The following is an 18,002-nucleotide window of genomic DNA, read 5'->3' as shown; positions in this document are numbered from 1 at the left end:
GTATTTAAATAACCTGCAGCAAAGGTATTATTTTACCGGGTGCTCGCCATTCCGAAGCCCGGATGGCTTTTAACGTTAATTTTAGCAGATTGCCAACGGGTTGGGCAATATTTTTAGCCAGGGCCGCAATTCTGTGGTCGCGGTTCTGCAGACAGGTTTGGTAAGCCAAGCCGGTTTTTTCATTTAATTCGCGGGCAAAAAGCCAGGCACCTTCGCGGGCGGTATTAATGCTAAACTGTACCAATAATTCGTCGTGCTGGCGGGCATGAAAATCGAGTAAAGTCATGAATGGCGATACCTTGCTGATATTGTTTTGTACCTTATCGATCATGGCGCCTAAAATAGCATTTATACTGTTAAAATCGCGCCGCAGGTGTTGTAGTTTGCCTCCCCGCATGGTTTCTACGGCGGCAATACCCAAATCAAGATTAATGTGGGCGTTCATGCCCAAAAGTAAATGTTGCAGTAAAATGGCCGGTACTTGCGCAGTTACTTCAAAAGCTATTTGCCAGGCGGCCGTATTTCTCTGGCCGGTTTTGTACAAATGCCAGGCTTCCAGGTAGCGGTTCGCAAACAATACATCAAACCTTTCCATCCGCGGACCATCTTCAAAATTATTTTTTAGGATATCTTCTTTAACCCGGCAGGTAACACAGTAATAAACCGCGGCAAAATAGCCGGCCCGGTTATTTGTGGCTATGCATTCCTGCATAATTTGCTCAAGTTGCTCGAGTACTTCGTTAATGGTGGTGGTAGGTTGGTAAGCCATAGTAAACCCCGGTAATTAGCCCATAAGTAAATATACTAACTAAGGCTATATTGTGCCGGTTTGTTTACTTTAATTCTATTGATATTTAGGGATTTATATGATAATGGATAATGAAGTCTGGTTTAATATTTTTTGTTAATGGCACATTAAATAGTAAAGGCCCAGAATTATTTATCTGAGCCTTTACTTTTAACGAATTAGAATTATTAACCTTGATTAACGATTGCCGCGGCCCGGTAAATAAATTTGTAATGCCAGGCCCAACGATAAACCTGTTCCCTGGTCACCGATATCGATGTTGGCGTGGCTACGGATTAAGTTTAATGTACCTTCCAGGGCTACATTAGAGGCCACAAAATGCGCGTAACCAGCCCGTACCCCGTAAATAGTAGAGAGAAAAGCATCGCCGTCATTGTCTTTCAGGTTGCTGCCGCCAAAACCAACTACCCCCTCACCAAACCAGCGGTGCGTAGGAGATGCTCCTTCGGGGAAGTAATACCGAATAAAAGGCGTAACACCATAGCGAAAGGTTTCGCCGCCATCGTATATCTGCAAGCCTAATTGAGCCTGTAAACCAATAGCAGCGTTGTCGCTTATAAAGTAACCGGCGCGCGGTTGCAGGTCTAAACTAAATGTTTCGGACTTAAAGTTTTGCCCAATTGAGCCAATGCCAGCACCCACCAACCAATTGCCTTTCTGAACAGCATCATACGCTACCGGAGCCGTAGTCTGCGGACGGTTCAGGTCCTGGGCCGCCGCATTAAAAGTTAGAGCTAAAATTAAAGCAGCTAGTAAGAATAAATTTTTCATAGGTATTAAATTTAAATAAACTTAGGTCGTTTATCTAAAAAACGTATTTTAAGCTGGGTGGTTTTGGATTTCTTTAATTTACTTGATTAAATCTCCGTTAAACAGTTCGTATGTTTAATTTATTTACCTGGTTATGTTTACTTTAAAATGAACCATAAAATTTTAAGACAAGATATGTTTGAACTTTTAATCCGGTCTTTATGCGATACCTGCCCCCGTACGGTAGATGCTGTTTATTTATTTGCGCAAACCCCAGATAACCAGGCGTCGGTGTTGTTTAAAGGGCGGCAATTACTTAAACAGGGCGTATCGGGTAAGTTAATGTTTGCCCAAACCGGCGAAAGGAGCGGTTACCCGGGGTTTGAGGTTTGGCAGCAGCAATTGTTGGCGTGGGAGGTGCCCGCAACAAACCTGGAAGGCGTGCCCGTTGACTATGATATTATTTTACACACCTTATCTGAGGCAGAAGCCATGGTAAAATGGGCGTTGCAACAGGACTATCGGCAGGTATTGGTAGTAGCGCCTCCCTTTCATCAGCCCCGCGCCTTCATGACAGCTATTACCGCCGCTTTATGGCATTACCCGGCTTTACAAATTTATAGCCAACCTGGCGAACCCCTGGATTGGTTCGCCGAAGCTGTACACTCGCAGGGCAATCAGAAAGCTTTGCGTAAAGATTTAATAGCCGGCGAAGAAACAAGAATAGAAAAATACCAGCAGCAAAACGATTTGGCTTCTTTTGCGCAAGTGCTGCAATACCTGAACAACCGCGATACAAAATGAAAGCTTATGGATTTGAAAATAATTTTGCGGTTAATTTTAAATTAATTTTTGTTTATTAAAAAAATAATTGCCGTCAATAAAAAGAGTAAAATTGTTCTTTTCTATTATCTTATTTTTTGATTTGCTATAATAGGTTAAGTTAAATATTAATATTGTGCAACTGTATTGATGAGTAATTTGGACGAGAATAGTGCTTAAAGTTGGTTTGGGGTGTGATAAGTAGGAAATGGCTTTGGATTGTATATTGTAAAACTATTATATTTGTGTAATTAAATATTAATCGCTCAAATATCACTATGTTTAGTAAAATGCCACAAAGCCCGGAGGTGAGTTTAGGAAAACTTTCGGTGGTTTTGTTTTTAGTTGTATTATTAAGTATTCAGTTTTATGTTACCGGATATTCTTACTATGGCTTTATTCAGCCGCCGGTAACCCAAAGTAGTTGGGATATCTTTTTTACCTTTTCTTATTTCTCCAGTGTATTTTACTTAGCCGTTTTTGTTTTGGTCTGGTTAAAAAGTGGCAAATAAAATAATAAAGTAAATTTAGGCAGATTAGGTAAAATAAGCTGATTGAAGCTCTTGCTTTTCGGTAAACAGAGGCAGGGGAAGATATATAGCCTTATTTTACCTTTTGTTGCTTGTTTGTAGCGTATTTAAATGTTTAAGCAACTCGGCACTGTTCTGGTTTAAATATAGTACCCGGAGCAGAAAGTTGTCTTAATGGTATTACGGGTAATTTTTGCAGCCCGCAATAAGTTAAATGTATTAAGTAAGTAAATATTTAGGATTAAGTAAAGTAAGGTATTAGTAGTGCTCTTGCTTTATCTTGGTGCCTGGGCTTGGTTTTACTTAGGCCCAGGCATTTGTGGTTCTTAGATAAACTTTGCCCTGAATAGTAAGTTTCAAGAAGAAATCTTTAGCCGTTGCTTTTGCTTCTATCCAGCCTTGGCGGAGCAAATAGCTGGCAACATCGCCTAACTGATCCCAAGCCCGGTTTTCCAAACCTGGTATTTCAGACATATTATGAAAAGCATTCGGGTCGGTGTTCAGAGTATTTAAAATTAATTGGGTAAGGATATACACTTCCATGGGTGCTACTTGCTGAAACACCGTATTGGTATTTGCCTGGTTGGTAGACGGAGCAATTTCGTATCCAAAGTCATTCCGAACAATGCCGCATTCGGCTAGCTTTAAATCTAAAAACTGATTAGAGCTAAAACTTTCAGTTGCAGGCAGACCGTTAACATTCTCGCGGGTATTGCCAGTAGTAGTGCCTTTATAGCTTAACCAGGCAAGAGATTTGTTTAAAATGTCGGTAGTGTTCATGGCTTTGTTATCTTTAACACTACAAACATATAGGTTAAACTATATATATAAAAGGAAAATGTGCCCTTCAAAGTAACAAGTGTTTTTTGGGGTGTTTTACGTAAAAAAGGGGGTTTAAACGCTGTTTAAAGCATTTTTACTTTTAAACAATAGTAAAAAGTATATATTTGGTAACAAAAATGTGTTTTTTTTATTTTTAAATAAATTACTTATTTGGTAATTATTGGATGATTTTATACGTGTGCCCTTAAATAAAGGTATAGTTAATGTATTTATTGCATATAATATATAATTTATAAAAATAGTGATGATTAGTTTAATTGTATTTATTAAATATTAATTTTAATATATGTTTTGTCTATTAAATTGAATTATTGTGTAAGTTATTGATGGCTAATATTTTATTGGAAGGTAATTTGTCTGCCAGAATAGCTATAAGTAACGGGCTAAAATACAGGTTGTTTTTTTAGATAAGTCCGTTTAGAGGGTGTAAAAAATAGAGAAAATTAAAAACCTTGTCATATACATTGCGTATATAAAAACCAGATAGCAACATTAATATTTTGTAGGAAGATTCGAGAAATTCGGTTCTTCTTATTTCAGCTTAACCGTTGAGATGTCCGTTATTAAATCTGTTAATACGGATGAGAAATGCTATTAAACAAAAGAGCCACCTTGAAAAAGTGGCTCTTTTTATTTTAGGTGTATTTGCTCACTACGCCGTTTTCTATTTTAAACTGCAAAATAGCGGTGCTTAAACCAGTTAATATATTGTTGGTGCGTTCCAGGTGAGAATCGGTAATAAAGAGTTGACCAAAAGTTTGGTTAGCAACAAGCTCCATTAATTTTTTTATCCGCTTCTCGTCTAAACGATCAAAAATGTCGTCGAGGAGTAACAACGGCTTTTGTTTTTTGTGCTCTGCTACAATTTCAAAATGAGCGAGCTTAAGCGAGATAACGTAAGATTTCTGTTGCCCCTGCGAGCCGTAGTTTTTTATAGGCCAGCCATCCATCAAAAAAACGAAATCGTCTTTGTGGGGCCCCACGGTGGTGCGCTGTAAAAGTAAATCTTTGCGTTGTGCTTCTTGCAGTAAAGTGTTAAAGTTGGCACCGGGTAACTGGCTTTTATAATGTAAACTTACGTGCTCCTGGCTATCGGCTAAATACGCGTAATGCTGCTGAAAAACTGGGCCGAAGGCTTCCAGAAAAGTGGCACGGGCAGCCGTGAGTTTCTCACCGACCGGCACCATTTGTTCATCCAGAATTTGCAGGTACTCCCGGTCAAAATAATTACGTTCGGCAAATTGCTTTAATAAAGAGTTGCGTTGTTTAAGTAAATAATTGTAACGCATCAGGGTTTCGAGGTAATTCTGATCTAACTGCGAGAGCAAGCTATCGAAATATTTCCGGCGTTCTTCGCTTCCTTCCCGGATTAAATCCGTATCGTAAGGAGAAATAAGTACTACCGGGTAGCGGCCAATGTGTTCGCTTACTTTTTCGTAGGGCGTTTTGTTATGGGTAATAACTTTTTTCTGGCCATTCCGGAACGTGCATTGGATGGTGTCTTTCTGGTTAGGAGCTGTAAACCGGCCTTTGATCATAAAATAATCTTCGCCCTGCTTAATATTTTGTAAATCAGTAGCCGTAAAAGCACTCTTGCTCATCGAAAGATAATAGATAGCATCGAGCAGGTTGGTTTTGCCGCTGCCATTGTCGCCGATAAAGCAATTTATATGAGGAGAGAAACCAAGATCCGCTTCTTCATAATTCTTAAAATAAAGTAAACTGAGATTTTCGAGGATCATTAATTTCTTTGATAGATATTTTTTAATTAATTTCGCACACTAAACAGAATTGGGAACATTAAGTTATGGCAATTACGAATCAAATGCCCGAAACAAAGGTAAACGCGGAGGTAAAATTCTCCAAGGAAACTTACCTCCGTTGGTACGAGATGATGCAGTTAATGCGTAAGTTCGAGGAAAAAGCCGGGCAATTATACGGACAACAAAAAATAAAAGGCTTTTGCCACTTGTATATTGGTCAGGAGGCCTGTGCCGCCGGTGCTATTACGGCCCTTACCAAAGACGATAAATGGATTACTGCTTACCGCGACCATGCCCACCCGCTTGGGTTAGGTACTTCGCCTAATGCCGTTATGGCCGAGTTATTTGCCAAAGCTACCGGCTGCTCTAAAGGCAAAGGCGGCTCTATGCACATTTTTGATAAAGAAGTAAACTTTGTGGGTGGCCACGGTATTGTAGGCGCGCAGGTTCCGTTAGGGGCCGGCCTTGCTTTTGCCGAGAAATACAACAAAACCGGTAACTTGTGTATTTGCTACATGGGCGATGGTGCCGTACGGCAAGGTGCTTTCCACGAAGCCCTGAATATGGCTATGCTGTGGAAACTACCGGTAATATTTGTGATTGAAAATAACGGATACGCCATGGGTACTTCGGTAAAACGTACTTCTAACGTAACCGAACTATATAAACTGGGCAGCGCTTACGATATGCCCTCGGAGCCGGTAAATGCCATGCGTTGCGAAGATGTGCACGAAGCGGTTGCCAGAGCGGCCGAACGCGCCCGCGCCGGCGAAGGTCCTAGCTTGCTGGAGTTCAGAACGTATCGTTACAAAGGCCACTCCATGTCGGATCCGGCTAAGTACCGCACCAAAGAGGAACTGGAAACTTACCGTAACCAAGACCCAATTGAAGTAGTACGGCACACCATTCTGGAAAACGAGTTTGCCACCGAACAGGACCTGGAAGCCATTGATAACCGGATTAAAGAAGAGGTACTGGCATCGGTTGAATTTGCCGAAAACTCGCCTTACCCAACTGCCGACGAATTATATAAAGATATTTACGCGCAGGAAGACTATCCTTATATTCAGGACTAATTAAATAATTGCTGATTGTTTCTTGTTGATTGTTAATATTTTAAATTTTTATTTATTAACTGAATGATTAGCGTAAGGTTTTTGTTGCATAGCAAAATAAAAAAGTAAAAAATACTATTTAATAATTTAATACCGATTGTTCTTAGCTGAGGTATAAATTATAATTTAAACAATCAGCAATCGATAATCAACAATAAAAACAATGGCAAAAGATACTGTCAAAAAAGAAAGCGAACTGGAAATACTGGAGAATCCGGAGGTGTTGGCCGACCGTTTAACCCATGGGTCAGAAGATTTCGTAAAGAAAAATAGAAATATACTGCTCGGGTTATTTGTGGTAATTGCCGCTGCCGTAGTAGGTGGTTTGTTGTATTACAACTTCCGTAGCAGCAAAAACGAAGAAGCCCAGGCGGCCATGTTTCAGGCCGTTCATTATTTCGAAGCCGACTCTTTAAATGCCGCTTTAAAAGGCGATGGGCAGTATAAAGGTTTTGTTTCTATTATTGATGAGTATGGCAGTACCAAAGCCGGTAACCTGGCTAAATTTTACGCTGGGGTTATTTACCTGAAACAAGGTAAATACCAGGATGCCTTAAATTATTTAGAAGATTTTAAATCGAACGATTTGGTATTGCAAGGCCGGGCATTTTGTTTGCAGGGCGATGCCAACCTGGAATTAGGTAAAAAACAGGAAGCTGCTGCTTTGTACATGAAAGCGGCCGATTACAATGCCAACGAGTTTTTCTCGCCGCAGTACCTGTTAAAAGCCGGCTTGGCTTACGAAGAAAATAATAACTACAGTGCAGCCGTTGAAGCGTACGATAAAATTATTAACAGCTACGCCAACTCACCGGAAGTAACCGATGCCCGCAAGTATAAAGCGCGTGCCGAACTGCTGGCCAGTAAGTAAAAATAATGCCTGAAAAAAAGCGGAGCTTTTGTCTTAAAAAGTAGACAAAGGCTCCGCTTTTTTATTTATTAAAACTTCAATAAACCGTGTTGTTTCGTACAATAGCCAGTATCAATTTTCTAATTCATAATTCTTAAATTCTAATTCATAATTTTTTATTATGGCTACTGCCTTAAAAAACTTAAGCGAGTATAATTCTGATAATTTAATTAAAATAGATGGTAAGCGGTTTGGCATTGTGGTAGCCGAATGGAACAAAGAAATAACCGATACGCTTTGCCAGGGAGCCTTTGAAACTTTGCTAAAACACGGGGCCAAACCCGATAATATTCAGCGTATTACAGTACCGGGTTCTTTTGAGCTTACCCTGGGCGCTCAGTTGCTAGCCCAAACCAACGACATTGATGCCGTAATTTGCCTGGGGGTAGTAATTAAGGGCGAAACCAAACACGACGATTATATTTGCCACGCGGTAGCACAAGGCATTACACAAGTAGGTTTAAAATTTAACAAACCAGTAATATTTGGCCTGGTTACTACTAACACCGAGCAGCAAGCCTGGGACCGGGCCGGTGGCAAACACGGCAACAAAGGCGTAGAAGCGGCCGCGGCAGCTATTCATATGTTAGGCTTGTTATAAGTATGGGGTAAGAGTTGTCTGTGATATTGGTTAAAGCAACCAAATAATTAGATAAAGAATTTAAAATAAAAATGCCGGCTGTTACTCTCAGCCGGCATTTTTTATTTAGAAACAACGTGCTTTTTCTGGTGTAGGTAAGATTTTAGTAGTTTAAAGTCTTTCCAGAAACCCTGGGCCCAGAGAAAGCTTAAAACCGGAAAAGAAACAAAGGCTAATTTATTAAACTCTGCGGCACCTGTAAAATCAAAGTGTATGAGGTGCATAATAGCGCGGGTCATGCCACAGCCATAGCACTCTGTTCCGGCTAGTAGCACACTCAAACACAGTGATTGGCCTTTGTCAAAAAAATCTGCGGGCATCAGGAGCAGTACAATAGGTATCAGTACGTAGCCGCAAATTTTTATCGTTAACAAATAATAGCCGTTTCTTTTCAAGGTATTAATACTTGGTAATTAGAATTTAGTGGTGTAGTCGCCGTCTTTTGGTTTTAAGTCACCAATAATAATCCGGACTAAGTCAATTAAGGCCCAAATGCCGCAACCACCCAAAGTTAATAATTGGGCAATACCAATACCGGTGTAGCCCAAATAAAAGCGGTGAATACCTAGTGCACCCACTACAAAAGCCAGCACAGCGGCAATAATTTGGCTTTTGCCTTCGGCGGCTGTACCAGCCACATCGTTTTTCTTAGCTTCTTTAACAATGGCTTTAATTTGCTTGTTAACTTTAATAGCGGCTTTTGCCTGAGCTACTTTAGAAACTTTTTCGGTTTTAACTGTAGCGGCCATAGCTACTGGTGCCTGGTATAAAGGCTTAGCTTTGGTAAATTCTTTTTTAGCAACAACAGCCTTTTTTTCGGTGCTGGCAGTTAAAGTTTCAGGCGCTTCGGCAAGTTCCTCCGTAGCGGTTAAGTCTTCGGTTACCGGTGCTTGCTCGTTAGTAGCAGCAGTTGCTTCGGGTTGCACTTTTTTAGAACCATAGCTGGTGCCGGTGTTAGTAAAGTAAAATGTTTCTTTTGCGCACGACGATAATAGTAGAGCAATTGCAAAGCATAGGCTGGTAATCTTTGTTTTCATAGTTTTTGTTTTTAGAAGTAATAAATGGTTAAAGTGGTTTATAGTATTAGGTTAAATAAAGATATTAATATGTCGTAAATAAAGTATATTTAATATATAGATTAAAATATTCTCTATTATTTTTCTTTTATCTAAAGAATAAGTACAGCACAAAACTGTTAAATATAATTTAGGTAGGAAAATAATCTTTATTGAAGGGCAGAAGAGGCGACTTGAATGACTGAAATTAAGCTTTGAATATATTGTTTACAAAGTGTCTTTTTGCCTTTTCAAGGATAATTTGGCAATTTAAAATGGGTAGCGGAGGCTGCTAATAGTAAAGATTAGCCCTTTGCTACAAGTACCTGTATAAAATAGTAGTAGTATATTTCCAGTATGCTTAAAAATTGATTTTGCTACTATGCTACATTAAAAAAGCGAGGTTCGGGCTTTATAACAACGTAAATTGTTATAGAGCCCGAACCTCGCTTTTAATAATATAATTTACCGGGTATTTATCTTCTTCGGCTGGTTTGGCTATTCTGGCCGTAACCTAAATTTATTTGTAACCCCAACGATGGTACAATACTTACCCCTTTATACGTTTCGGTTTGCAGGCCAAAAATATCGTAGGTACCGTAGTTCTGATAATAAATGCTTAAGGCCGGCACAAAGTAAGCGTATTTAAAACCTATCTTGGCATTAATAAATCCGCCGTACGACGAAAACCCTTCTTTTTTAAGAAACGGATTAACTTTCCGGATATCGTTACCGGCATATTTAACAAACAGTTTAGATGGCGCAAAACCATATTTAATAAAGCTGTGCCCGTATACCAAACCCCAAGAAAAATTGCCGTATTTCTCTTCCGGCCCAAAAGACTGGCTAAAAACCAAGGGTATTAAAATTTCCCGCCGCGAAAGTTCGTAGTTAAAAATGGAGCTAAGTTTATCTAAACCTACTTTAGAGGGTAAGTTAGAATTTTGCCCGGAATATTGAATGCCAATACTGCCGTACAAACCTTCCGGACCGGGGCGGTCGGGGGTGCCGGTAGAACCCAGAAACTGGTACATAACATCAAACACGTGGGCACCGGAAGCCAGCTTGTAGCCTACATCTACCCGCTCGGCCAAACCATAGCGCAAGTAAAGTTCAGATGTAGGGGCCACCGGGTCTAAAGAATAAGCCAATAAACCGCGGGTTAAGGTTGCCACCGATTTATCGTAGTAAATAGAGTCGCGTTTAGAGAGCGCATCTACTCCAGCTTTGGTAATATCGTCTATTTCGGCAATAGGAGCGGTAGCAATATTAAATGCCGAGTTGTAGCCCACTTTAAATTTGCCTTTGGGGGTAACTTTACCCGAAGCGGTAATGGTACGCGATGGGGTACAGCCGGCTGCTGCTACCAACATTATTATAATGCAAGCATTAAAGAAGTAAAAAGATTTTCTCATTTTAATATTAAGAAGTTTTCAGAAAGAAGTACAAATTACTTAAAAAGTAAGCGAAAGAAATACAAATAGCTGGTATCATCTTTGCATATTTCAGGCCAATATTTCTGGTATACAGAATAATAGAAAGAGGTGTATGAAAATTTTAAAATAAATAGTAATTTTGCGCATAAATTAGCCAGACTTTCCTTTATTCATTTTAAGCAAGATACCAGAATACCAGGGACCGGCTAAGATTAAACTAAAATAAATATTTTGTTGTTAGCTGTTTTATAATTAAACGATTACAGAATTATTCTAAATTTTTACTGCAATGAGTCAAGAACCAATGCGTTATTCCCGTGAAGAGCTGATGGAGTTTCAGGAGATAATCCAGGAAAAGCTTAATAACGCGAAAAAAGAAGTAGCTTTTATTAAAGAAACTTTAAGCCGGCGGAATGATACCGGTACTGATAATACGGCTTCTTCTGCTAAAGTATTGGAAGATGGTGCCGATACCGCCGAAAAAGAAAGTCTGAACCAATTGGCTTCGCGGCAACTGAAATTTATTCAGCAGTTAGAGAATGCTTTAATTCGCATTCGGAACGGCAGTTATGGGGTTTGTATTGCCACCGGTAAACTTATTCCGAAAGAGCGCTTACGGGCAGTGCCGCACACCCAGCATTCAATAGAAGCTAAATTACAACGCCGCGATTAATTAATTCTTTTTGGACAGCTTACATAGTCATATTCAGGCGCTTATTTTCTGTGCGCAGGCACCCGTAGCCATTGAAGATTTGCAAAAATGCTTATCGGAGGTATTGCTGCGCGAAATAAGCATTAGTGATGTGCTGGAAAGTATTGAGGAAATAAATGAGCGCTTTGCCGCCGATGATTTTGCTTTCCAGATCTACGCCATTGGGGGTGGTTACCAATTCCTGACCAAACCTGATTACCAAGATGCTATAGGCTTGTTTTTAAAGCAGAAATCAAAACGTAAATTATCCACCTCGTCGTTAGAAACCCTGGCTATAATCGCCTATAAACAGCCAATTTCCAAGTCGGGCATTGAACAAATCCGCGGCGTAAGCTGCGATTATGCCATCCAGAAATTGCTGGAAAAAGAACTTATCCAGATAAAAGGGAAGGCCGAAACCATCGGCCGCCCAATTATTTACGGAACCACGCAAAAATTCATGGATTACTTTGGCATTAACCATCTCAAAGACCTTCCGCAATTAAAAGACTTCGTGTCAGAAGAAAACGCTATCGGCGAAGTTTCAGAAAATTAAATTATACCCCGATCCAGTAGCGATACTGCATCAAAAACAACTAACAATGGCATTTAAAGATAGAAAACCGGGTGCAGGCAAGTTTGCCTCCGGCGATAAATTCAAAGGCCGCTCTTTTGGGAGTGGTAATTCTAATAGTAACCGGCCGCCCCGCGATTTTAACTCCGATAGCGGTTCTCGCGCATCCGGACAGGAACGGCCTTTTAGAGGCGAGCCAGGTGCTGGACGCCCGGCGCGCGAAGACCGCACCGCTAAATTTAAAGGTGAAGGTAAAAAAATATATAACCGCAGCGAGCGCTTTACCCGCCCAGGCAACGACGAAGCCGGGGCACGTGCTGGTGGTGAACGTAGCCGTTCTTTCGACGACAAACGTTCTTCTTTTAAATCGGGCGATAAATTTACAAAACCGGCTCCTTTTAAAGGCAACCGGTTTAGCGAAGGTGGCGACCGCAAACCTGAGCGGGGTGGCTTTAACCGGGAGCGTTCCGACAGACCTGCGCGGCCGGAACGTGGTGACCGCCCCAACAGAAATGCCGATGACCGGGGTGAGCGACCTCGCTACAACCGCGAAGACCGTCCGGACCGCCGTACCGAAACTGGCGGGTATGCTGCCCGCGGGGAGCGCCGCCCGGTAACCGACGGTAGCCGTAAACCTTACGAACGCAAAAGCTTTGGTGACCGCGAGCAACGCCCAACCCGTAATGCAGAGTTTAAACCTCGGTTTAACCGGGATGCAGCCGATGATAACCAAAAACCTTTTGCCCGCGAACGGGCTGGTGGCTATAACCGGGAAAGCGGAGCCAAACGCAGTTTTGAGCGGCCCAGAGGCGGAGACGAAAGAAAACCTGACCGGAATGCCAAACGTGGTGACCGGCCTGGCACCCCAATTGTACCGGTAGAAGCGCCTAATTACGATTTAAAACGTTACCAGGCTCGGGAACGCAATAACAGCGAAAAAGATAGCGATGGCTTGATTCGGTTAAACCGTTATATTGCCAATGCCGGTGTTTGTTCCCGTCGCGAAGCTGACAGCTTAATTGCCGCCGGTGAAATAAAAGTTAACGGCGAACCCATAATCGAAATGGGCTACCTGGTAAAGCCAGAAGATACCGTTACTTACGGTAAAAAGCGCCTGAACCGCGAAAAAATGGTGTATGTGCTTTTAAATAAGCCTAAAGATTTTATTACCACCACCGAAGATCCGGAAGGCCGCAAAACCGTAATGGACTTAGTAGCTACGGCTTCTAAAGAACGGATATTTCCGGTTGGCCGCCTCGACCGCAATACTACTGGTTTGTTGTTATTTACCAACGATGGGGAACTGGCCCAAAAGCTAACGCATCCATCTAATAATATTTCTAAAATTTACCAGGTAGAATTAGACAAACCCATTACCCGCGAGCATTTTGAAATGATTACCAACGGCCTGGAATTAGAAGATGGCAAAGCCGAAGTAGATGATTTGGCGCTGGTAGGAAACACCAATACTTTTTTAGGCATTCAGATTCATATTGGTAAAAACCGCATTGTGCGGCGTATTTTTGAGCACTTGGGCTACGAGGTAGTTTCGCTGGACCGGGTACAGTATGCCAACCTGACTAAAAAAGATGTGCCCAGAGGTAAATGGCGCTTCCTGTCCGAAAAAGAAGTTATTCGGTTAAAGTACTTTTTATAAGCATTTCCTAGTACCACGGTATGCCCCACAACCTGGCCATTGATATTGGTAACACCGCTATAAAATACGCGGTGTTTGCCGGTGACCAGCAACTGCAAACCGGCCAGGTTGCCAGCCTGCCCGGTTTGTGGGAAATACCCGGGGTGGTGCCGGTAGAGAATATTATTATTTCATCGGTACGAGCCGAAGAAAATAACTTGGTGCCGTACCTGCAGGCAAAAGGCAATTTATTGCTATTGGATTATAAAACGCCGGTGCCAGTGCATAACCATTATAGAACCCCGCAAACGCTGGGCATGGACCGTTTAGCCGCAGTAGCCGGGGCTAGCTGCCTGTTTCCGGATACAGATTGTTTGGTAATTGATGCTGGCACCTGTATTACCTGCGACTACGTTGATCGGGCGCAGAATTTTTGGGGAGGCAGTATTGCGCCGGGCTTGCAAATGAAATTCCGGGCCATGCATACTTTTACCCAAAAGCTGCCGTTAATTGAACAAGCCATTTTTTCGGTACCTTTAACCGGTGGTACTACCCAAGAGGCTATGCAAAGTGGGGTGGTAAACGGAACGGTGGCCGAGTTAAATGGCATTATAGCCGCTTATGCCGAAAAAGCACCAGACTTAACAGTTGTATTGTGTGGTGGCGATGCGGCTTTTTTTGAAACTAAATTAAAAGCACGCATCTTTGTAGTGCCGGAGTTAGTGCTCATCGGATTGAATAGCATATTAAATTATAATGTATAAATTTTCTTCACTGCTTTGCGGTATACTGGTGCTCCTGGGCGGGCAACTGGCACAGGCTCAGAACCAGGGTAATTCTCCTTACTCTAAACTAGGTATTGGCGAAGTAAACGAACATGCCGGTAACATCCGTAATTTTGGAATGGGCGGTATTGGGGTAAGTACCCCCAACAGCTTTACCGTTAATTTCTTAAATCCGGCCCTGCTTATTTATAATACGCGGGTTACTTTTGAGATGGTGGCCTCGGGGCAATATAAAACTGTGGCCAATTCCAGTAAATCACAATCTAATGGTACAGCTGGGTTGGGCTATTTGGCTTTGGCGTTGCCTATTAATAAAAACTGGAAATCGGCGGTAGGGCTGCGGCCTTATAGCGCGGTAAACTATGGTTCTTATACCCAAGGGGCTGTTATTAATGAGCCAGCTACCCAAGTTAGAACCGGTACCGAAGGGGAAGGAAATATTTCGGAAGCTTATTTTTCTAACGGGGTTAAAATTTACAAAGGCTTAAGTTTAGGTGTATCGGCTTCGTATCTATTTGGTACCATTAACCGCAATGCCTATTCTTTTATTCTGGATACTTTGGCAAACCCCAATGCCGAGCGGTTGGTAATAAACAACCAAACCACGTACAAAGGGTTTATGTTTAAAGGTGGTTTGGCTTACCGGCAACCATTAGGTAAAAAAGCCAACTTAAATTTAGGCGCTGCTTACGGGTTTGAACATAATTTAGATTTTGAGCGCCGGTCGGCCCAGCAGCGACTGAATTTTTCGGGCGTAAGTTTAGATTCTAACCCCTTAAACGACGACACCAGCGGTGAAATAACATTACCTAGCTTTATGCAAGTAGGCTTTAGTTTAGATAATAATAAATCGTGGGTGGCCGGAGCCGAGTTCTTTTCCCGTAAATATTCAGGTTTCCGTTCCGAGACCGGAACGCAAGAACTTACCGATACTTATAGAATTAGCGCCGGCGGCGAATATACCCCCAACGCTGCTTCGTTCGATAGTTTCTTTAAGCGCATAAGTTACCGGGCCGGTGTTAGCTATAACAAAACGCCCATTAATATAGCGGGTACCCAAATAAAAGATGCTGCCCTTCATGCCGGGTTATCTATCCCGGTTAGTTCTGGCGGACCACCAGAATATAACCAAGCGGCTTTGAATATAGGTGTTGCGGTAGGCCGAAACGGCACCACCGACAATGGCCTGCTCCGCGAAAACTATGTACGGTTTAATGTAGGTTTATCACTTAACAGCTCCTGGTTTATTAAACCCCGTATAGATTAATTCGCTTGGCCAAAAGAATAATTTATAAAAGTAATGTAAGTAAAAAAAGGAACTAGGCCGGTTAAACTAAAGTTTAAGCTTTTGTAACTAGTACTGATTTTACTACATACTCAAAATTAATATTTGTGCGTGCCTATTACTTCTCCCAAAATAAATAATCAAAAAAGTAGCATGAACCGTAGCGTATTATACAGTTTGCTTCTGGTCGTGGTGGGGAGCTTTACCTGGTGCAAACCCGTCGACGATGATTTAAAAAATAAAGTAGTTTACAAAGGTCCTATTGCCGAAACCCGGGATATTATTTCGCAGTTCAGCGATTCGGCTAAGTTGCAAATAAAGCTAATGGCACCGCTGCAATTGCAGTACGAATCCGGCGATGCCATTTACCCCGATAGTTTATTCCTGACCTTTTTTGATGAATCGGGCAAAGTAAACAACACTGTGCGGGCCAATTATGGTAAGTACGAAAAAGCAAAAGACCTTTATTTTATCCGGGGCAATGTAATTGTAAATAACCCGGTTAAAAAAGAAACCATGCGTACCGAAGAACTTTTCTGGGATAAACAAACCCGGAAAATCTTTACCGATAAATTTGTAACAATTAAAACCGAAGACGAATTTTTAACGGGCCAGGGTCTGACGGCTGACCAGAATTTTGGCCACTGGAAATTTAAAAAGCCTACCGGTATTCTTAAAATGCCCGAAGAAGGCAAGGCCACGCCGCCGGTAACCCAACCCCAACCAACCGCTCAACCGCAAACAGTTCCGCAACCCCAATGAAGCTAAGCAGTGTAATTCTTTTTTCAGTGGCCGTGGTTTTTACTGTTATTGGTATTCACCGGGTAATCATCGACAACGACATTGCCGCCAATTACTGGTTATTTATGATATCGTTGTCTTGCCTGATGGTGTACCGTTACCAAAACCGAAAGAAAGAATAAAAAATTTAAGTAAACTTTAGCGGTATTGCGTACATTAATAACATTGTTGTATACCGTTTTCTTTCGGCATGCCTGAAACCTACATGATCTATCCGCAACTACCACTTATTATAGGGGCCCTGCTGTTCTCTGCCTTTTTTTCCGGCATCGAAATGGCCTTTATGTCGGCGAGTAAACTGCAACTGGAACTTCAGGAAAAGCAAAATTCGCTGGCGGGGCGTATTATTACCCATTTTTCTAACCGGCGCGCCAAACTTACCGCCACCCTTATTATCGGGAATATTTTTGCCCTGATATTATTTAGCATAGGTATGGCCCGCGTGCTGTATGCCCTGTTTAATACGCACCTACCTCCGAGCCTGCTCAACGATTTTGTTTTGCTTAGCGTGCAAACGTTAATTACCGCCATTGTAGCCTTGTTCCTGGCCGAATTTATTCCCCGTAGTTTATTCATGACCCGGGCCAATGCCATGCTTAATATTCTGGCGGTGCCCTTGCTCCTGAGCTATTATATTTTATACCCGGTTGCTTTTCTGGTGGTGGGGGCTATCCGGCTGGTAGTAGTTAAAATCCTGAAAATGGAATTTTCGGAAGAGAATCCGGTTTTTGGCCTCACCAATGTAGACGAGTACATGAAAAAAAGCTTGTACCAAGCCGAAACCGAAAAAGCGCCGGAAGTAAATGCCCGTATTTTTCATAATGCGCTGGAGTTCCGTACCGTAAAAGTGCGCGAATGTATGGTGCCCCGCACGGAAATAGAAGCGATTGAAATAACCCAACCCATTGCCGCACTACGGCAGGCTTTTGCCCAAACCGGGCATTCTAAAATTCTTATTTACCAGGATACCATCGATAATGTAGCCGGGTACTGCCACCAACTGGCTATGTTTCAGAAACCCGAAAGCATTGCAGCGGTTTTAACGCCCATGTTGGCCGTGCCCGAAAGTATGCTGGCCAGCGAATTATTTGTGAAATTTGTGGCCGAGCACCGCAGTATTGCCTTGGTAGTAGATGAGTTTGGGGGTACATCGGGGCTGGTAACCACCGAGGATTTGCTCGAAGAAATTATTGGCGAAATTCACGATGAGTTTGACGAAGAATCTTTGCTGGAGCAGGAACTGGCACCAGGTATTTATTTGTTTAGTGCCCGGCAGGAAGTAGATTACCTGAACGAAAAATACAGTTTAGATTTACCTTACGGCGATTACGAAACGTTGGGTGGTTTTATTCTGGAAACCCACGGCGATATACCACTCACCAACGAAGTAATTCAGGTACCGCCCTATACTATTACCATTTTGGAAGTAGATGAAAACCGGATTAATACCGTACGTTTAGAACGGCAAAATACTTTAGAAGAAGCTTAATATTAATTCTTTAGCAGCCCGGTGCCGCCGCAATATTTTACATATTACAAGAATTTACCGGTTAAGCAA

Annotated in this window: 20 protein-coding genes; 13 read left to right on the top strand and 7 right to left on the bottom strand. The window is 41.9% G+C overall.

Annotation, left to right across the window (positions count from 1 at the left end):
• Positions 1-4: 4 nt before the first annotated feature.
• Complete coding sequence (locus tag ACO1R6_RS10490) at positions 5-769, bottom strand: DUF5995 family protein (RefSeq protein WP_486264538.1); 765 nt, start codon at positions 767-769, stop codon at positions 5-7.
• Positions 770-985: 216 nt separating this feature from the next.
• Complete coding sequence (locus ACO1R6_RS10485; RefSeq protein WP_486264536.1) at positions 986-1,579, bottom strand: hypothetical protein; 594 nt, start codon at positions 1,577-1,579, stop codon at positions 986-988.
• A 147-nt stretch (positions 1,580-1,726) separates the two neighbouring features.
• Between ACO1R6_RS10485 and ACO1R6_RS10480 the strand changes: the two genes are divergently transcribed.
• Complete coding sequence (locus ACO1R6_RS10480) at positions 1,727-2,362, top strand: YdcF family protein (protein WP_486264535.1); 636 nt, start codon at positions 1,727-1,729, stop codon at positions 2,360-2,362.
• A gap of 296 nt (positions 2,363-2,658) precedes the next feature.
• The gene (locus ACO1R6_RS10475) at positions 2,659-2,892 is read left to right on the top strand and encodes a hypothetical protein (protein WP_486264534.1); all 234 of its coding nucleotides are present in this window, start codon (positions 2,659-2,661) and stop codon (positions 2,890-2,892) included.
• Positions 2,893-3,213: 321 nt separating this feature from the next.
• On the opposite strand, the gene ACO1R6_RS10470 is transcribed toward ACO1R6_RS10475, so the two are convergent.
• Complete coding sequence (locus tag ACO1R6_RS10470) at positions 3,214-3,690, bottom strand: hypothetical protein (RefSeq protein ID WP_486264532.1); 477 nt, start codon at positions 3,688-3,690, stop codon at positions 3,214-3,216.
• A gap of 698 nt (positions 3,691-4,388) precedes the next feature.
• Positions 4,389-5,495 carry a DNA replication/repair protein RecF gene (gene recF, locus ACO1R6_RS10465; protein WP_486264531.1) on the bottom strand — a complete coding sequence of 369 codons (1,107 nt, stop codon included), beginning with the start codon at positions 5,493-5,495 and terminating at the stop codon, positions 4,389-4,391.
• A gap of 65 nt (positions 5,496-5,560) precedes the next feature.
• On the opposite strand from recF, the gene pdhA reads away from it, so the two are divergent.
• From pdhA to ribH, 3 genes are all read left to right on the top strand, one after another.
• Entirely contained in the window at positions 5,561-6,592 is a 1,032-nt protein-coding gene (pdhA, locus tag ACO1R6_RS10460) for a pyruvate dehydrogenase (acetyl-transferring) E1 component subunit alpha (RefSeq protein ID WP_486264529.1), read from the top strand.
• 202 nt (positions 6,593-6,794) lie between these two features.
• On the top strand, positions 6,795-7,502 hold the full coding sequence (locus tag ACO1R6_RS10455; RefSeq protein WP_486264528.1) for a tetratricopeptide repeat protein: 708 nt from the start codon (positions 6,795-6,797) through the stop codon (positions 7,500-7,502).
• Between the two features lie 160 nt (positions 7,503-7,662).
• A complete protein-coding gene (gene ribH / locus ACO1R6_RS10450; RefSeq protein WP_486264526.1) occupies positions 7,663-8,142 on the top strand; it encodes a 6,7-dimethyl-8-ribityllumazine synthase in 480 nt (159 codons plus the stop codon).
• A gap of 101 nt (positions 8,143-8,243) precedes the next feature.
• On the opposite strand, the gene ACO1R6_RS10445 is transcribed toward ribH, so the two are convergent.
• The 3 genes from ACO1R6_RS10445 to ACO1R6_RS10435 form a co-directional block, all read right to left on the bottom strand.
• Complete coding sequence (locus ACO1R6_RS10445) at positions 8,244-8,576, bottom strand: DUF2752 domain-containing protein (protein ID WP_486264525.1); 333 nt, start codon at positions 8,574-8,576, stop codon at positions 8,244-8,246.
• Between the two features lie 18 nt (positions 8,577-8,594).
• Complete coding sequence (locus ACO1R6_RS10440; RefSeq protein WP_486264523.1) at positions 8,595-9,218, bottom strand: TM2 domain-containing protein; 624 nt, start codon at positions 9,216-9,218, stop codon at positions 8,595-8,597.
• Between the two features lie 494 nt (positions 9,219-9,712).
• Positions 9,713-10,651, bottom strand: a complete 939-nt coding sequence (locus ACO1R6_RS10435) for a hypothetical protein (RefSeq protein WP_486264522.1) — start codon at positions 10,649-10,651, stop codon at positions 9,713-9,715.
• Between the two features lie 310 nt (positions 10,652-10,961).
• Here ACO1R6_RS10435 and ACO1R6_RS10430 point away from each other — a divergent pair, with 310 nt between their 5' ends.
• The 8 genes from ACO1R6_RS10430 (at position 10,962) to ACO1R6_RS10395 (ending at position 17,933) form a co-directional block, all read left to right on the top strand.
• Positions 10,962-11,345, top strand: a complete 384-nt coding sequence (locus ACO1R6_RS10430; protein ID WP_146897504.1) for a TraR/DksA family transcriptional regulator — start codon at positions 10,962-10,964, stop codon at positions 11,343-11,345.
• Positions 11,346-11,355: 10 nt separating this feature from the next.
• Positions 11,356-11,919 (top strand): SMC-Scp complex subunit ScpB, encoded by a 564-nt coding sequence (gene scpB, locus ACO1R6_RS10425; RefSeq protein ID WP_486264520.1) that lies wholly within the window; start codon positions 11,356-11,358, stop codon positions 11,917-11,919.
• 46 nt (positions 11,920-11,965) lie between these two features.
• Positions 11,966-13,594 (top strand): pseudouridine synthase, encoded by a 1,629-nt coding sequence (locus ACO1R6_RS10420; RefSeq protein ID WP_486264518.1) that lies wholly within the window; start codon positions 11,966-11,968, stop codon positions 13,592-13,594.
• A 20-nt stretch (positions 13,595-13,614) separates the two neighbouring features.
• The gene (locus ACO1R6_RS10415; protein WP_486264516.1) at positions 13,615-14,337 is read left to right on the top strand and encodes a type III pantothenate kinase; all 723 of its coding nucleotides are present in this window, start codon (positions 13,615-13,617) and stop codon (positions 14,335-14,337) included.
• The gene (gene bamG, locus ACO1R6_RS10410; RefSeq protein WP_486264514.1) at positions 14,330-15,625 is read left to right on the top strand and encodes a BamG family beta-barrel-assembly machinery protein; all 1,296 of its coding nucleotides are present in this window, start codon (positions 14,330-14,332) and stop codon (positions 15,623-15,625) included. Before ACO1R6_RS10415 ends, bamG begins: the two co-directional genes overlap by 8 nt.
• Positions 15,626-15,796: 171 nt before the next feature.
• Complete coding sequence (lptC, locus tag ACO1R6_RS10405) at positions 15,797-16,405, top strand: LPS export ABC transporter periplasmic protein LptC (RefSeq protein WP_486264513.1); 609 nt, start codon at positions 15,797-15,799, stop codon at positions 16,403-16,405.
• The gene (locus ACO1R6_RS10400) at positions 16,402-16,566 is read left to right on the top strand and encodes a hypothetical protein (protein WP_486264511.1); all 165 of its coding nucleotides are present in this window, start codon (positions 16,402-16,404) and stop codon (positions 16,564-16,566) included. The genes lptC and ACO1R6_RS10400 overlap by 4 nt, the downstream gene beginning before the upstream one ends.
• A gap of 68 nt (positions 16,567-16,634) precedes the next feature.
• On the top strand, positions 16,635-17,933 hold the full coding sequence (locus tag ACO1R6_RS10395; RefSeq protein ID WP_486264509.1) for a hemolysin family protein: 1,299 nt from the start codon (positions 16,635-16,637) through the stop codon (positions 17,931-17,933).
• Positions 17,934-18,002: the final 69 nt, after the last annotated feature.

The organism is Adhaeribacter sp. (assembly GCF_057359045.1).
This window is presented reverse-complemented; position numbering and strand designations above follow the sequence as displayed.

Excerpts from the sequence above, each read along its gene's own strand:
- ACO1R6_RS10490 (WP_486264538.1), bottom strand. The coding sequence starts at position 769 with ATGGCTTACCAACCTACCACCACCATTAACGAAGTACTCGAGCAACTT.
- ACO1R6_RS10485 (WP_486264536.1), bottom strand. The coding sequence starts at position 1,579 with ATGAAAAATTTATTCTTACTAGCTGCTTTAATTTTAGCTCTAACTTTT.
- ACO1R6_RS10480 (WP_486264535.1), top strand. The coding sequence starts at position 1,727 with ATGAACCATAAAATTTTAAGACAAGATATGTTTGAACTTTTAATCCGG.
- ACO1R6_RS10475 (WP_486264534.1), top strand. The coding sequence starts at position 2,659 with ATGTTTAGTAAAATGCCACAAAGCCCGGAGGTGAGTTTAGGAAAACTT.
- ACO1R6_RS10470 (WP_486264532.1), bottom strand. The coding sequence starts at position 3,690 with ATGAACACTACCGACATTTTAAACAAATCTCTTGCCTGGTTAAGCTAT.
- recF (WP_486264531.1), bottom strand. The coding sequence starts at position 5,495 with ATGATCCTCGAAAATCTCAGTTTACTTTATTTTAAGAATTATGAAGAA.
- pdhA (WP_486264529.1), top strand. The coding sequence starts at position 5,561 with ATGGCAATTACGAATCAAATGCCCGAAACAAAGGTAAACGCGGAGGTA.
- ACO1R6_RS10455 (WP_486264528.1), top strand. The coding sequence starts at position 6,795 with ATGGCAAAAGATACTGTCAAAAAAGAAAGCGAACTGGAAATACTGGAG.
- ribH (WP_486264526.1), top strand. The coding sequence starts at position 7,663 with ATGGCTACTGCCTTAAAAAACTTAAGCGAGTATAATTCTGATAATTTA.
- ACO1R6_RS10440 (WP_486264523.1), bottom strand. The coding sequence starts at position 9,218 with ATGAAAACAAAGATTACCAGCCTATGCTTTGCAATTGCTCTACTATTA.
- ACO1R6_RS10435 (WP_486264522.1), bottom strand. The coding sequence starts at position 10,651 with ATGAGAAAATCTTTTTACTTCTTTAATGCTTGCATTATAATAATGTTG.
- ACO1R6_RS10430 (WP_146897504.1), top strand. The coding sequence starts at position 10,962 with ATGAGTCAAGAACCAATGCGTTATTCCCGTGAAGAGCTGATGGAGTTT.
- ACO1R6_RS10420 (WP_486264518.1), top strand. The coding sequence starts at position 11,966 with ATGGCATTTAAAGATAGAAAACCGGGTGCAGGCAAGTTTGCCTCCGGC.
- ACO1R6_RS10415 (WP_486264516.1), top strand. The coding sequence starts at position 13,615 with ATGCCCCACAACCTGGCCATTGATATTGGTAACACCGCTATAAAATAC.
- bamG (WP_486264514.1), top strand. The coding sequence starts at position 14,330 with ATGTATAAATTTTCTTCACTGCTTTGCGGTATACTGGTGCTCCTGGGC.
- lptC (WP_486264513.1), top strand. The coding sequence starts at position 15,797 with ATGAACCGTAGCGTATTATACAGTTTGCTTCTGGTCGTGGTGGGGAGC.
- ACO1R6_RS10400 (WP_486264511.1), top strand. The coding sequence starts at position 16,402 with ATGAAGCTAAGCAGTGTAATTCTTTTTTCAGTGGCCGTGGTTTTTACT.
- ACO1R6_RS10395 (WP_486264509.1), top strand. The coding sequence starts at position 16,635 with ATGCCTGAAACCTACATGATCTATCCGCAACTACCACTTATTATAGGG.